Raw genomic sequence first — 14,774 nt, 5'->3', positions numbered from 1 at the left:
ACTCAGGCGGGCTGCTCACCCGCATGCTTGCGCAATAACGCCAACACCTCTGGCTCAATGGCGATACCCTCCCTTCGTTGCACGTTCAATCTGGACAGTTCAATGTCGCCGGGTTGAATGACTGGCCGCTCGGCATCTGCAGCAGGACTGTCGTGCAAAATAGAGGCGAAATCATTCATTCTGTCAGTGAGCCACTGCGTCGAGCCCAGTTTCCTGGTATCAATCAATAGAAAGAAATGCCCTAGATTCTGGGGCTCGTCCGGTGCATCTACCCATGATTTCACGTGCGTCAGATAGGCCGCCCCGGATAGCAATCCGGCAAAAAGATCCACCATCAGCGCAAGCCCGTAACCTTTATGTCCGCCGATAGGCAACAGGAAACCATCGAGCGCCTGCTTGGGATCGGTCGTCGGCCGGCCTGCGGCATCCGTCGCCCATGTGTCGGGAATCGACGTGCCGGCTTTCAGAGCATTGCGAATCTTCGCTCTGGCGACAACGCTCATGGCCATATCCAACAGGAAAGGGTTCCCTCCTGGATTGGGAACGGCAAAGCCAATCGGACTATTGCCCACGCGAGCATCCGTTCCCCCCCAAGGGGCTATGGTCGTGGTCGCGTTGCTGCCTATGATGCTGGCAAACCCGGCCTCTGCCGCGATCAAGCCATAAGGCGAAATCGGCCCGAAATGATTACTCTGCCGTGCAAACGCGATACCAACGCCACACTGCTCTGCCGCCTGCATGGCAGCCCGTAACGCATGCATTCCAACCAGAGGGCCAACGGCGTTATCTCCCGCCACCAATCGCAGCCCGGGTGCGGGGCTCGTCACGTGAATATTTGGACGGGCATTGATTCCGCGAACCTGCAGGCGTTCACCATAGGACTCGATGCGCGACAAGCCGTGTGTGGACAATCCAAACAAGTCTGCAAGCACGAGAATTCGAACCACATCCACCGCATCTTGATGAGGCAATCCCAGCCCTTCGAAGGCGCGGATGCCGAGCTCCGTTAACTGCGCTTCCGGTACAACGATCTTTTCTCGTGCTTGAGTCATGCTGAATATTCCTGGATGGTATGGTGTCTTGATTTATTCAATAGAGAGATGTGCGTCTTTCACGACCCGGCCCCACCGCAGTTCTTCTGCGTCGATAAAAGTCGCGAATTCAGCGGGCCCCGCGCCGGACGGTTCGCTCGCATCGTGGGCCAGACGGTTTCGGACAGCATCGGTGTTAAGCGCATGCACCGCCGCCTGGTGCAGTCGTTTGATAACCGGTTCAGGGGTTCCAGCTGGCGCCAAAAGGCCAAACCACTGCGAACTTTCAAAGCCTGGATACCCCTGTTCAGCAACAGTGGGCACATCAGGCAACACAGAAAGCCGAGCTGCTGATCCCACTGCCACGATTCGGATCTTGCCCGCCAGGGCATGCGGCAGCAGCCCTGGCGTTCCCGCTGCGGCAGCGTCGATATTGCCAGCCAACAAGTCGTTGACCTGTGCGCCGGTACCTCGATAAGGCACATGAACCACGTCGATCTTTGCCGCCGTTTTCAACATCTCGAATGCGAGATGCCCGGCACTGCCGTTACCTGCAGACCCGTAATTGATCTCGCCAGGTTTAGACCTCGCCAACTGAACGAACTCGGGCAAAGTCTTTGCCTGTACATTGCCGCCAACGGCGAAGACCATAGGCAGTTTGGCCAGCAAAACGATCGGAGCGAAATCGCGGCGCGGGTCGTAGTTCAGTTTCGGCATCATGGTGGGATTGACCGCCAACGTTCCCACATGTCCCAGAATCAAGGTATATCCATCCGGATTGGCCCTGGCAACCTCGGTCGTGGCAATCGTTCCCTGGCCACCGCCCTTGTTTTCCACGATGACTTGCTGTCCCAAGTCACGCGACATTTCTGCGGCAACTGCCCGCGCGACCACGTCCGAACTGCCGCCAGGCCCATAAGGGACGAGCAATCGAATAGGCCGCTCGGGCCACTCGCCCGCGTTTGCCGCCGCCGCCGCACCGATCAATAGGGAAATCCAGGCAAGCCGCGCCCATCGGCGCAGAGGGTTTCTGCGTAAAAGCATCATTGGTTTGTCTCCTCGCTCGCAGACCGTTCTCTGCGATGGGAGCTATCGTCTCCCAGGCTGCAGAATGGAGTAAAGTGCAAAAATTCGATCTATTCTTGTCCAAAACGCATGAAATTCGATCTTGCCGATCTGCGCGCTTTCTTGGCCGTTGCCGATTTAGGAAGCTTTCGAGCAGCATCCGAGGCGTTGCATCTCTCACAATCGGCGCTATCGCGACGCGCCGACAAACTGGAGGACGCGCTTGGCGTCCAACTGTTTACGAGGACCACAAGAAAAGTCGAACTGACCACGATAGGACGCGGTTTTGTTCCCAGGGCCAGGAACGTTCTGAACGAACTGGAAAATGCGTTGGTCGGCATTCAAGACGTGGCCGAGCGGCTATCGGGAATGGTGACCATCGCCTGCGTACCATCAGCTGTCGGATATTTTCTGCCAGACGTGATTCGTGAATACCATGCACGCTATCCACGTATCAGGATACGCATCATCGACGAATCCTCGTCGCAGGTATTAACGGCAGTGTCTCGTGGCGATGCCGATTTCGGCTTGACTTACATCGGTACCAACGATGCAGAGATCGAGTTCAAGCCATTGCTCGAGGAACCTTTTGTCGCAGCAGTCAGCCGCACACATCCCTTGGCCAGGCGGCGATCCGTCAATTGGGCAGACCTGGCCCATCACGCCTATATCACGCTGGCCCAAGGCAGCGGCAACCGCTTTCTGATTGACCAGGCGCTCGCGCGCAGTGAGCAGCGGCCACGCCATTTCTGTGAGGTACAACACGTACCGGCGCTGGTCAGCATGGTCGAAGCGGGCCTGGGAATCGGCGTCGTCCCGCGCCTGGCCATGCCATCCAAGGGCCATGACACCTTGGTCAGCATCACGCTGCGTAATCCCACAATCACGCGAACAATTGGACTGATACATCCCCGGGGCAAGGACCTCAACCCCGTCGCGCGGCTGCTGTACGACCTGCTGGCCGAAAGGGTGGAGTCCAGGCGTTAACCGGCAATCAAGCGCAAGGGCCACATGCCGTCCGTGCGCCACTCGATCTGCGCAATGTTGCAGGTGCTGGTGCGTCCACCCTGCCGATAGAGGTTGATCAGCCCGGAATCACCGCTGTCACCTCGATCTCTACCTTGGCCCGATCCTCGACCAGATCGGCGACCTCGACCGCACTCATCGGCGGGAAATGCCGTCCGACGATCTCTCGATAGTGCTTGCCGATCTCTGGATAGGACGCCACATATTCGCGCTTATTCTTCACATACCACGTCATGCGTACGATGTGCTCTGGCTTGCCGCCGCCTTCGGCCAATATCGCCATCACGTTCAGCAGTGCCTGCCGCACTTGTCCGGCAAAGTCATCCGTCTCGAATTGCTGCTGACCATTCCAGCCCACCTGGCCCCCGACGAACACCAGCCGGTCCCCGACCGCGACTTGCGTCATCACTCCGTTCGAATAGCCGCGCGGCGGCAGCCAGTCAGGCGGTTGCAAAATCTTCATGGAATCATCCTTTTATTAAAAACCTCGAACGCCGCCCCTATGGCTGGCGGCTTTCATCGAAGGCACGATTGCCTTGCTGCGGCGGCTCCGCGATTAAAAACTCCCGCATCCGCAGGCGCAAATCATCGGGAATCGCGGTAGACCGCATACGATCCAGATCCACCGTGACGATGGTGAGCATTGCCTTCAGCCGCACACCGCCATCTGGCCCGAAGAACGTCACTTCGGCGCTGAACGACGCGCCGCCGATACGGTGCACAACCAGTTCCTGGCGCAAGGTCTCATGCCAACGGCTCGGCGCGGAAAAATCACATTGCACCGATGCCAGCGGCGTTCCGATGCGGCGCCCGACATGCAGCGTGTGAAACGGCAGACCCATCCCTTTATCGAACCATTCCTCGACGAAATCATTGATCATCTCGAAATAGCGCGGGTAAAACACGATCCCGGCCGGGTCACAATGCCGAAAACGTACGTCGACTTCGCTGATAAAGGGCTGTCCTGACATGGCCGTCGATCCTATGGGTGAAACCTGCTCCATATCCTGTCTCAGGCTCTTTGCCTCAACGCAAAGCGTTGCAGTTTCCCGGTTTCGGTGCGCGGCAGGGCCTCCACGAACTCAATCGCACGCGGATACTTATAGGGAGCCACCGTCGCTTTTACAAAAGCCTGCAAAGCCTTTACCAGCTCGGCACTCGCTTCGTAGCCGGGTTTGAGCACCACGAACGCTTTCACGATCTGGCCGCGTTCGTCATCCGGCACGCCGACAACGCCGCACTCGGCCACGGCTTCATGATGCAGCAGCGCATCCTCGACCTCGGGTCCGGCAATGTTGTACCCCGCCGAGACGATCATGTCGTCATTGCGCGCCTGGTAAAAGAAATAGCCGTCGTCGTCTTGTACAAAGGTATCGCCCGGCAGATTCCATCCCTGCTGCACAAAGCGGCCTTGACGGTCATCTGCCAGGTAACGGCATCCCGTCGGCCCCTTGATCGCCAAACGTCCTGCGGTGCCATTAGGCACCGGCTGCATGTCTTCGTCCACGACGCAGGCCACATAGCCTGGCACGACCTTGCCTATGGCTCCCGGGCGGACCTCATCGGGCGGGCTGGAGACGAACACATGAATCATCTCGGTGCCACCGATCCCGTCGATCATCTCGATTCCGGTCGCGTTCCTCCATAGCTCACGAGTGGCATCGGGCAAGGCCTCGCCTGCAGACACGCTTTTCTTTAACGAGCTGATGTCGTATTTGCCGACCAAACCAGCCATCTGACGATAGAAGGTCGGCGCGGTGAACACGATCGTCGCGCGAAAATCCTGGATCAAGGCCATCAACGCATCGGGATTGAGTTTTTCTGCCAACGCCACACTGGCGCCTACGCGCAGCGGAAAACACAGCAGGCCGCCCAAACCGAAAGTGAACGCCAAGGGCGGCGTACCGCAGAAAATATCGTCGGGCCCGGGCTTGATGACATGGCGAGGAAACAGGTCGCACATGGCCAGCACGTCGCGATGGAAATGCATGCATCCTTTAGGCATGCCCGTCGTGCCGCTGGTAAACGCAATCAGGCACACATCATCGGCAGCCGTATCGCACACAGTGAAATCATCGGATTTGGCCTGCGCCCGCACGTCCAGCGAATTCGGCTCGCTATCATTAAACAGCACGATCTGACGGAGCGGCTCGCAATAATGCTCATGATCCTGCTGCAGGCAATGCTCAGCCTCGCCGCGCAACTGCGCGTCGCACAGCATGGCCGTCACCTGCGCTTTCTCGATGATCTGTTTCAGTTCCTTCGAGCGCAGCAACGGCATCGTCGGCACCGTGACCAGGCCGGCCTTGATGGCGGCCAGCCATGAGGCGGCCATCATCGGGTTATTCGGACCACGCAATAGCAAACGATTTCCGGGGACCAACTGCATATCTTCGGTCAATACGTGAGCGATCCGATTGCTCAGCGCTCGCAACTCGGCATACGTCATGGTCTTGAGCTGGTCGCCCTGACGCCAGCGCAGTGCAATACGGTCGCCACGTCCCGCCATCACCGCTGCATCGACGAGTTCCGCGGCGCAATTCATGCGTTCGGGATAGTTCACATCGGGGCTATCAAGCAGAAATTCGGGCCATTCCTCAGGAGGAGGCAGATGATCTCTTGCGAAAGTATCCTGATGAGCGGAGCGTTCCATGGTGTTCCCCTTGCGATGCGATGATGGGCTGCCGTTGCTAGTGGGCTAGTCTTTAAGCAGCTCTCTGGCGATGATGAGTTTTTGGACTTCCGTCGCGCCCTCGTAAATACGCAAGGCGCGGATCTCTCGATACAACTTTTCGACGGGCACGCCCGACACCACGCCGGCCCCCCCGAACATTTGCAAAGCGCGATCGATGACCGTCTGCGCCGACTCGGTAGCGGCCATCTTGGCCATCGCGGCCTCTCGTGTCGTGCGCACCCCTTTGACGTCACGCAGCCAGGCGGCGCGATACGTCAACAGCGCAGCAGAATCGATTGCCGTCGCCATGTCGCCCAGGGCCGCCTGCGTCAACTGCAAATCCGCCAGAGTCTGGCCGAACATGCGGCGCTCGCGCGCGCGTGACAAGCCCTCGTCCAACGCCCGGCGCGCAAAGCCCAACGCCGCGGCCGCCACCGATGCGCGGAAAATATCCAGCGTCATCATGGCGAGCTTGAATCCCTGCCCCGGTTCGCCCAATCGTTGCGCCACAGGAATACGGCAGTTATCGAACGTCAGTGTCGCCAACGGATGCGGCGCGATGACATCAATGCGTTCGGAAACGCTGAATCCCGGCGTGTCGGCATCCACCACAAACGCGGAGATGCCTCGCGCTCCCGGCGCCTCGCCCGTCCTGGCAAAGACGCAATAAAAGTCCGCGATGCCGCCGTTGGAAATCCAGGTCTTGGCGCCATCGAGTACATAGTGATCACCGTCGAGACGCGCCGAGCAAGACAGTGCGGCCACATCGGAGCCGGCCTCCGGCTCCGACAGCGCAAACGCAGCAATCGCCTGCCCGCTGGCCACTCTGGGCAAATAACGCTGACGCAGCGCATCTGAGCCCATCAGCGCAATCGCCCCACTGCCCAATCCCTGCATCGCCGCTGCAAAATCCGCCAATCCCTCGTGCCGTGCGAGCGTCTCGCGCAAAATGCACACCATGCGCGAGTCAACCTGAGGCAACGCGCCGCCCCAGGTATTGTCGGGCCCTGCCGGCACGCAGTAACGCAACCAGCCTGCCTGCCCCAACGCAGCGACTAATCGGCGGCACGCTTGGTCCGTATCATGATGATCGATATCGGCCAAGGCGTCGACGCACCACGCCTCGAGCTCGGCAGCCATCTCGCGATGACGGTCCTCAAAAAAAGGCCAATCCAGCCATGACGTGTCCGCCATCTCAATCCCCTTCGAAGACCGGTTTTTGCTTGGCCACGAACGCCTCATAGGCCCGATGAAAATCGCGCGTCTGCATGCAGATGGCCTGGGCTTCGGCTTCCGCCTCGATCGCCTCGTCCACGCCCATGTTCCATTCCTGATGCAGCAGTTTTTTCGTCATGCCATGCGCAAACGTCGGGCCGGCGGCCAACTGCGCGGCCAGCGTCTGCGCCGCCGTCAACACCTGCGCACTATCATGCAGGCTATTGAAGAACCCCCATTGCGAACCTTCCTCAGCGTTCATGGAACGTCCGGTATAGAGCAGCTCGGATGCGCGCCCCTGGCCGATCATCCGAGGCAGCAACGTGCATGCCCCCATGTCCGCCCCGGCCAGCCCTACCCGCGTGAACAGGAACGCGGTCTTCGCCACCGGCGTCCCCAGACGCATATCCGATGCCAAGGCGATCATTGCCCCCGCACCTGCACATACACCGTCCACAGCCGCCACAATCGGCTGCGGGCACGCCCGCATCGCCTTGACCAGATCGCCCGTCATCCGGGTGAAATCCAACAGCTCGGGCATACTCATTTTGGTCAACGGCCCGATGATCTCGTGTACGTCGCCGCCCGAGCAGAAATTGCCGCCAGCCCCGGTCACCACGACCACTTTGATATCCGTGGCATAGCACAGACTACGAAACAGATCCCGCAGTTCGGCATACGAGTCAAACGTCAACGGATTCTTGCGTTCGGGGCGATTCAAGGTGATCGTCGCAACCTTGCCATCCGCTGACACCTCCCACAGGAAAGTCCGCGCCGCATAGTTTGCATACGGACGGCGATGATGTTTCATGGTGTGCTCTGTGGATGCTTCGGTCATGATGTCTCCTGCTGATCCGCGACGTGCCGCTGGGATCGAAATAAGGTTGAAAATTTCAGCCTGGCATGACTTCGCCGCCATCGACGGCAATGGCCTGGCCATTGATGGATGACGATGACGGCAGGGCCAGCCAGGCGACCGTCTCGGCAACCTCTGCGGGTTGCACCAGACGGCCCTGGGGATTGCGGGCAGCCAGCTCGTCACGCGCGGCGTCAGCCGAGCGGCCGGTCTTGCTGACAATATTGCTCACGGCATCGCGCACGATGTCGGTCTCGGTAAAACCCGGGCAAACCGCGTTGACAGTAATGCCCTTGCGCGCCAATTCCAGCGCTAATGCACGAGTCAGTCCGACCACACCATGCTTGGCTGCACAATAGGCACTGACGTAGGGATAGCCGATCAAGCCTGCCGTGCTGGCGACATTGATGATTCGTCCCCATCCGGCGGCCAACATGCCTGGCAGCGCGGCCTGCGTGCAGTGATAGGTGCCGGTCAAGTTCACCGCCAACATGGACTGCCATGTTGCTGCGTCGGTGCGATCGAATCGCTGACTGACCGCCTGGCCTGCATTGTTGACCAGAATATCCACGGCACCGCCATACTGTGCGGCCTGTTCGAAGGCGGTTCGCACTGAGGCTTCGTCGGCAATATCAGCGACTACGGCATGGACCTTGCCGTGTTTGCTCAAGGCAGTCACGGCGGCATCCAGCGCTGCCCGGTCACGCCCCAGCAAGGTCAGCGTTGCGCCACGTTGCTGCAAGGCCTGCGCGCAGGCCAGGCCTATGCCGCGTGCACCACCCGTCACCAGGGCATGGCGGCCATCCAATACGCCGATAGACGTGTTCATTTCGCATCCAATTGCGCCATCAGTGCGGCGCGTTCAAAGTTGGTTTCGAGTTGGCGCTTGCCTGCCGCATACTGTTTCGGCCACGCCGTATCACGGTAACCGACGCGCGCGGCCTCTCGCAATGTCCATGCCGCATCGGCCAGATGCGGGCGAGCCAGCGCGCACAGATCCGCACGGCCCGAGGCAATGATGCCGTTGACATGATCGGCCTCGAAAATCGCGCCGACTGCGATTGTGGGGATGCCCGCCTCGTTACGCACCCGATCCGCAAAGGGAGTCTGATACATGCGGCCGTATACCGGATGTTGATCCGGGCTGACCTGGCCCGACGAGCAATCGATCATGTCTGCGCCTGCCGCCTTGAAGTGTCGCGCGATCGCTACCGCATCGTCCGCGGTGATCCCTCCTTCCACCCAATCGTGGGCGGAAATACGCACGGATATTGGCAAATCCTGAGGCCACACTTCGCGCACCGCGTTAAATACCTCCAACGGATAGCGCAATCGATTTTCCAGGCTGCCGCCGTACTCATCATCGCGCTGGTTGGTCAAAGGCGAAATAAAGCTGGACAGCAAATAACCGTGGGCGCAGTGCAATTCCAGCCAATCGAACCCGGCCTGCGCCGCACGGCGCGCCGATGCCACGAAATCATCGCGCACGCGGTCCATATCCTCACGCGTCATTGCTCGCGGCGTTTGAGAAATGCCCGGCAAATAAGGCAATGCGGAGGCCGACAACAGTGGCCAGTTGCCGTCTGGCAACGGATGATCCATCTGCTGCCAGCCTAACTGCGTAGAGCCTTTGCGGCCCGCATGGCCAAGCTGCATGCCGATACGCGCATCGCTGTTGGCGTGCACGAAATCCACGATACGGCCAAACGCCTGCGCCTGCTCGTCGTTCCATAGTCCCGGACATCCCGGTGTGATGCGTGCATCGGGCGAAGGGCATGTCATCTCGACCATGACCAGGCCTGCGCCGCCCATCGCGCGGGCACCCAGATGCACCAGGTGGAATTCGCCGGGAACGCCATCCACGCATGAATACATGGCCATTGGAGAGACGACAATGCGGTTCTTCAGCGTCGTACCGCGCACGCGATACGGCGTCAGCATCGGCAAAGGCGCGGCGGTGGCAGAAACGTTGTCCAATGCAGCGTCGGCCTGAGGAGCTGCAGTCGCAGTGCCAGAGGCGCGCGTTGCGTTTTTCAGGCCCGCTGCCTCAGTGACATCGCCCACCTGCATTGCTGCGCGCTGGGCCAGACGGCTCTCGTAGCCATTTAACCAGGCAGGATCGCGCAAGCGCAGATTTTCGTGCGAGATCCGTTGCGAACGCGTCAACAGCGAATATGCAAACTGCTCGGGGTCCAGGTCCGCATAACGCTGCACGTTTTCAAACCATTCGGTGGAGTTGCGGGCAGCGTTTTGAATCTTCAGCACCTCGACGCTACGCACGTCTTCGTAATGTTGCAGGCCCTGCTCCAGCCCGCCCTCTGCGCCTCCCAGGCAGCGCGCCAACTCAATCGCGTCCTCTAACGCCAATTTGGTGCCCGACCCGATCGAGAAATGCGCGGTATGTGCGGCGTCGCCCATCAGCACCACCGGCACGCGGCGCTGGCCGCGAGGCGTATCAAGCGTATTCCATTGGACCCAGGTGTTGCAGATCACTCGCGGAAAGCGAATCCAGATCGCCGCACCGCGCAAATGCGCTGCATTGCTGATCAATTTATGCCCGTCCAGCCAGGGCGCAAACAGCTTTTCGCAGAATGCTATGCCTTCCTCTTGGCTCATCTCGCCTATCCCGGCGGCCTGCCAGGTTTCCTCGGGCGTCTCGACGATGAACGTCGACAGTCCGTCCTCGAACCGATAGGCATGCGCTTGGAACCAGCCGTGTTCCGTTTGCACGAAGGCAAAAGTAAACGCGTCAAAGACTTTGGTCGTTCCCAGCCACACGAACCGGCAACGGCGCGTGTCGATATCCGGCTTGAACGTGTCTGCGTAGCGGGTGCGCACGACGCTATTCAACCCATCGGAGGCGATCACCAGATCGGCGTCGTATTGCTGCGCCGCGGCTTGGTCATCCTGCACGAACGTTTCGAATACCAGCTTTACGCCGACGTCTTCGCAGCGCTGTTGCAGGATATTCAACAATTTCTTTCGACCAATCCCAATAAATCCGTGCCCGCTGGTACGGATGCTCTGTCCCTGGAAATTGATCTCGATGTCGTCCCAATGATTGAACGCATCGCCAATCGTCTGCGCCGACACGGGATCGGCCTGCCGGAGGTTATCCATGGTGGCGTCGGAAAACACCACGCCCCAGCCAAACGTGTCATACGGCCGGTTACGTTCAATCACTGTCACTTCGTTGGCAGGGTTCTGCAATTTCATGAGCAACCCGAAATACAGGCCCGCGGGGCCGCCCCCTAGGCAGACAATCTTCATGACACATGACTCCGTGAAACGGCTCTCTGCCAGGGGGGTACTGCTATTTCCTGGCGATTAATTAGTTTAGGTTTCAACTATATAGCTGGGGAGGGTTTCGTGCAAGGGGCTTTTGCTTGCGGGTTTTCGTTAGTGATGGAGGGTTTTAGTGCTATTGGACGTCGATGCGGGGCAGTGGCTGCGTGGGGGCTTCACGTGGCCGGTCCGGCGCCCTGCGCGCCGGACACCGCGTTCGCTCACCTCGTCCGCGCGTTCGCGCTCCCTACGGTGTCCGCTCCGCTCGACCACGAGGCGCCCCCACGCAGCCACTGCCCCGCATCGACTCGCAGTAACTCAAGCTCATCACATCGCTGGCACGGCTTTCTTGCTTGGCATTCTTCTGCATCAGCCTGGGTAAAGAGAAAGATCTTGCAGGGCTGCGATGAGCGGGTGCCCTGCACACCCGCTCATTGCGTTCGGGATCTGCATGCAGAGGCTGTGGCACCGTTGCATAACAAAAGATCTCTCGAGCTGCATTGACGTGAGGCGACGGGGTAACACATTGGCCTCATGCCACGGGATGGCATGGCCGGGCGAAATGCCACGGCATCGCATTTGTTATCGCGCGATCGCAGCTTCTATAAGCCATTCTTGTCATGTCGAGACGCAGCGCGATGCCAAGCATGGGTGTGGATGGTTCTTGAAGCGACGCCCTGACCGAGGCGCTCGCATGCAATAGATGCACCATCAAAGCAGTGCGCCACGCATCATCGTCGCAAGCCTCGACGCAGCCCAAGCAGATCTTCCAATCAAGCACCACGCCACCCCTACCGCATGCCCGGACCGATCGCTTGAGGGGGACGCGCAGGGCGTCCCCCTCAAGCAACACCGCAAGATCTTTCTCTCTACCACCGCGGCTGCAAAAAAACGCCAAGCAAGATAGTCGTGCCAGCGATGCAGAGAACTCTAATTGCTGCCAGTCGAGCCGAGGCAATCGGCCCGGCCGGGCGCCTCAAAGTCGAGTGGAGCGGCCGTCGAAGGGAGCGCGAAGGCGCGGACGAGACGAGCGAACACGGTGTCCGGCGCCCGCGCGCCGGACCGACTTTGTGAAGCCCGGCCGGGCCGATTGCCTCGGCTCGACGACCAATAGAACCCCACACTCACGCAAAAACAACACCGACCAAAACCCTCAAACTCCCAAATACCTCTCCCAGACCCCCCGATCCCCATCCAACGCCTCAGAATCCCCCGTCCAAACCACCCGCCCCCTCTCAAGCACGACGTGATAATCCGCCAACCCCAGCAGCCTCTCCACGTACTTATCAATCACCAAAATCGTCTGCCCCGCCTCCCGCAACGTAGCCACACAATTCCAGATCTCCTCGCGCACCAGCGGCGCCAGTCCCTCGGTCGCCTCATCCAGAATCAACAGCCTGGGATTCGTCACCAAGGCCCGCCCGATTGCCAGCATCTGTTGCTCGCCGCCAGACAATTGATTCCCCATATTGCCCGCCCGTTCCTCCAGCCGAGGAAACAGGGCAAACACTCTCTCGACCGTCCAGGGCTCCCCAATATCCGGATTACGCGCCGCGACAAAAGCCGTCAGATGCTCCCGCACCGTGAGATTCGGAAAACATTGCCGTCCCTCGGGCACAATTGCCAGCCCCGCGCGGGCAATGCGGTCCGGCGCCCAGCCGCCGATATCCTGACCCGCAAAACGGATGCTGCCCGCCCGTAACGGCAGCTGGCCGAACATCGTGCGCAACAGCGTGCTCTTGCCCATGCCGTTGCGTCCCAATAGGGTGACCACTTGCCCCGCACTGATATCCAGGTCTACCCCGAACAACACCTGGCTGGCCCCATAGCCGCTTTCGACAGCGCGCATATTCAACATGACGCTTGCTCCTGCGTACGCACCCCTGCAGCGTGGGGAGAATCATCGTCGCCTAGATAGGCCTTGCGCACGTCTGGATTGGCGCGGATCTCCTCAGGCGTACCTGTCGCGATGATGCGTCCATACACCAGCACCGAAATGCGATCGGCCAGACGGAATACCGCTTGCATATCGTGCTCCACCAACAACATGGTGGTCTGCCCCCGCATCGACTCGATCAGGTCGGTCAAACGCAACGTTTCATCAGGCCCCATGCCCGCCATAGGCTCGTCCAACAACAACACGCTCGGCCTGGCAGCCAAAGCCAACGCGAACTCGAGCTTGCGCTGCTCGCCATGCGGCAGGGTCGCAGCGGGGCGATCGAGCAACGCATCGTCAATCGCACATTGACGAGCCAGCGCCTGCGCCGTGTCGTACAAGGCGGTATCGGCCGTGCGCGGCTTCCAGAAACGGAAACTGCTGCCCGCATGAGCCTGCGCCGCCAGCAACAGGTTGTCGAGCACGCTGAACGATTTGAAAATATTCGTAATCTGATACGAACGCGACAAACCCGCCGCTACGCGCTGGTGCGCATTCAGTCGCGTCACATCGACACCGCCCAACACCAGGCTGCCCTCATCGGCCGGCAAGGTCCCGGACAATAAATGGATCAAGGTTGATTTGCCTGCACCGTTGGGGCCGATCAGGGCATGGATTTCGCCAGGCGCCAACGACAACGACACATGATCAGTCGCCAGCAACGCGCCGAAACGGCGAACCAGGCCGGTCGCTTGCAACACAGGCGCCGAGGTCTTTGCTGCATCACTCATGCCCGACCTCCCCGCACGCTTGTCCCGGCGAACCACGGTGCGACCAGGCCCGCCAATCCACGTGGCGCCCCGAACACCACGCACAACAGCAGAATCCCCAACGGCAGATGCCAGTATTCCGTCCACATGCGCAAGACTTCCTCCAGCGCCAGCATCACCACGGCGCCCACCACGCCGCCGTAGCGCAGGCCGATGCCGCCCACCAGCACCATGACCAGCAGATTGGCCGACTGCGTCCAATGCATCAGGCTGGGTGAAATAAACAGGTTGTGATTGGCGAGCAACGCTCCCGCCAATCCCGCCACGGCGCCGCTGATGACAAACGCCGCGAGCTTCAATCGAAATACGGGATAGCCCAGCGCCTCCATACGCGATTCGTTTTCGCGTATCCCTTGCAGCGCAGTTCCGAATCGCGAATTCACCAAACGCCCAAAGGCCCACATCAACACGGCAAACAACGCCAGGACGACGTAATAAAAGCTGTTGCTATCGGCCAGATCCACGCCAGGCAAGGACGAATACCCCGCCAGATTCAGGCCGTCTTCTCCGCCATACTGACGCAGCGAGATGAAGACGTAATACACCATCTGCGCAAAAGCGAGGGTGATCATGATGAAGTAGACCCCGCGCGTGCGCAGCGACACCGCACCGATCAGCAATGCCAGAACGCCTGCCAGCGCAGCGGCGGCAGGCCAGACGATCAATCCCGCCTGGACACCGTAGGACTCCAGAATCCCGACGACATAAGCCCCCGCGCCGAAAAACGCGGCATGCCCCAGCGCCACCATGCCGCCATACCCCAGAATCAAATTCAAGCTCGTCGCTGCCACTGCGTAGATCAGTACCCGTCGTACGACCGACACATAAAAATCCAATCCCATGGCCTCGGCCACCAGCGGAAATACCGCCAAGGCCAACAGCACAATCCAACTGCCTATGATTGCTTTACGCATCG

At 59.9% G+C, this 14,774-nt stretch carries 13 protein-coding genes; 1 reads left to right on the top strand and 12 read right to left on the bottom strand.

Annotated elements, in window-relative coordinates:
• Window positions 1-2 precede the first annotated feature (2 nt).
• Together ACYVIT_RS23745 and ACYVIT_RS23740 are read right to left on the bottom strand one after the other, a co-directional pair.
• Window positions 3-1,052, bottom strand: a complete 1,050-nt coding sequence (locus tag ACYVIT_RS23745; RefSeq protein WP_415808448.1) for an Ldh family oxidoreductase — start codon at window positions 1,050-1,052, stop codon at window positions 3-5.
• Between the two features lie 33 nt (window positions 1,053-1,085).
• Window positions 1,086-2,078: a Bug family tripartite tricarboxylate transporter substrate binding protein gene (locus ACYVIT_RS23740; RefSeq protein WP_415808449.1), complete on the bottom strand. Its 993-nt coding sequence runs from the start codon at window positions 2,076-2,078 to the stop codon at window positions 1,086-1,088.
• A gap of 108 nt (window positions 2,079-2,186) precedes the next feature.
• Between ACYVIT_RS23740 and ACYVIT_RS23735 the strand changes: the two genes are divergently transcribed.
• Window positions 2,187-3,083 (top strand): LysR family transcriptional regulator, encoded by an 897-nt coding sequence (locus tag ACYVIT_RS23735; RefSeq protein WP_415808450.1) that lies wholly within the window; start codon window positions 2,187-2,189, stop codon window positions 3,081-3,083.
• A gap of 97 nt (window positions 3,084-3,180) precedes the next feature.
• On the opposite strand, the gene ACYVIT_RS23730 is transcribed toward ACYVIT_RS23735, so the two are convergent.
• The 10 genes from ACYVIT_RS23730 to ACYVIT_RS23685 all read right to left on the bottom strand — a co-directional run bounded on the left by ACYVIT_RS23730 (window position 3,181) and on the right by ACYVIT_RS23685 (window position 14,772).
• Window positions 3,181-3,585 carry a RidA family protein gene (locus ACYVIT_RS23730; RefSeq protein WP_415808451.1) on the bottom strand — a complete coding sequence of 135 codons (405 nt, stop codon included), beginning with the start codon at window positions 3,583-3,585 and terminating at the stop codon, window positions 3,181-3,183.
• Between the two features lie 37 nt (window positions 3,586-3,622).
• Window positions 3,623-4,093: an acyl-CoA thioesterase gene (locus tag ACYVIT_RS23725; RefSeq protein ID WP_415808452.1), complete on the bottom strand. Its 471-nt coding sequence runs from the start codon at window positions 4,091-4,093 to the stop codon at window positions 3,623-3,625.
• Between the two features lie 41 nt (window positions 4,094-4,134).
• Window positions 4,135-5,775 (bottom strand): AMP-binding protein, encoded by a 1,641-nt coding sequence (locus tag ACYVIT_RS23720; RefSeq protein WP_415808453.1) that lies wholly within the window; start codon window positions 5,773-5,775, stop codon window positions 4,135-4,137.
• Between the two features lie 45 nt (window positions 5,776-5,820).
• Entirely contained in the window at window positions 5,821-6,990 is a 1,170-nt protein-coding gene (locus ACYVIT_RS23715; RefSeq protein ID WP_415808454.1) for an acyl-CoA dehydrogenase family protein, read from the bottom strand.
• A gap of 1 nt (window position 6,991) precedes the next feature.
• A complete protein-coding gene (locus ACYVIT_RS23710) occupies window positions 6,992-7,849 on the bottom strand; it encodes an enoyl-CoA hydratase family protein (RefSeq protein ID WP_415808455.1) in 858 nt (285 codons plus the stop codon).
• A 55-nt stretch (window positions 7,850-7,904) separates the two neighbouring features.
• Complete coding sequence (locus ACYVIT_RS23705; RefSeq protein WP_415808456.1) at window positions 7,905-8,696, bottom strand: SDR family NAD(P)-dependent oxidoreductase; 792 nt, start codon at window positions 8,694-8,696, stop codon at window positions 7,905-7,907.
• Complete coding sequence (locus ACYVIT_RS23700; RefSeq protein WP_415808457.1) at window positions 8,693-11,137, bottom strand: bifunctional salicylyl-CoA 5-hydroxylase/oxidoreductase; 2,445 nt, start codon at window positions 11,135-11,137, stop codon at window positions 8,693-8,695. The genes ACYVIT_RS23705 and ACYVIT_RS23700 overlap by 4 nt, the downstream gene beginning before the upstream one ends.
• Window positions 11,138-12,305: 1,168 nt before the next feature.
• The gene (locus tag ACYVIT_RS23695; protein ID WP_460478299.1) at window positions 12,306-13,010 is read right to left on the bottom strand and encodes an ABC transporter ATP-binding protein; all 705 of its coding nucleotides are present in this window, start codon (window positions 13,008-13,010) and stop codon (window positions 12,306-12,308) included.
• Window positions 13,004-13,819 (bottom strand): ABC transporter ATP-binding protein, encoded by an 816-nt coding sequence (locus tag ACYVIT_RS23690; RefSeq protein WP_415809035.1) that lies wholly within the window; start codon window positions 13,817-13,819, stop codon window positions 13,004-13,006. Before ACYVIT_RS23690 ends, ACYVIT_RS23695 begins: the two co-directional genes overlap by 7 nt.
• The gene (locus ACYVIT_RS23685; RefSeq protein ID WP_415809034.1) at window positions 13,816-14,772 is read right to left on the bottom strand and encodes a branched-chain amino acid ABC transporter permease; all 957 of its coding nucleotides are present in this window, start codon (window positions 14,770-14,772) and stop codon (window positions 13,816-13,818) included. Before ACYVIT_RS23685 ends, ACYVIT_RS23690 begins: the two co-directional genes overlap by 4 nt.
• Window positions 14,773-14,774: the final 2 nt, after the last annotated feature.

Source organism: Bordetella muralis (assembly GCF_054781015.1).
This window is presented reverse-complemented; position numbering and strand designations above follow the sequence as displayed.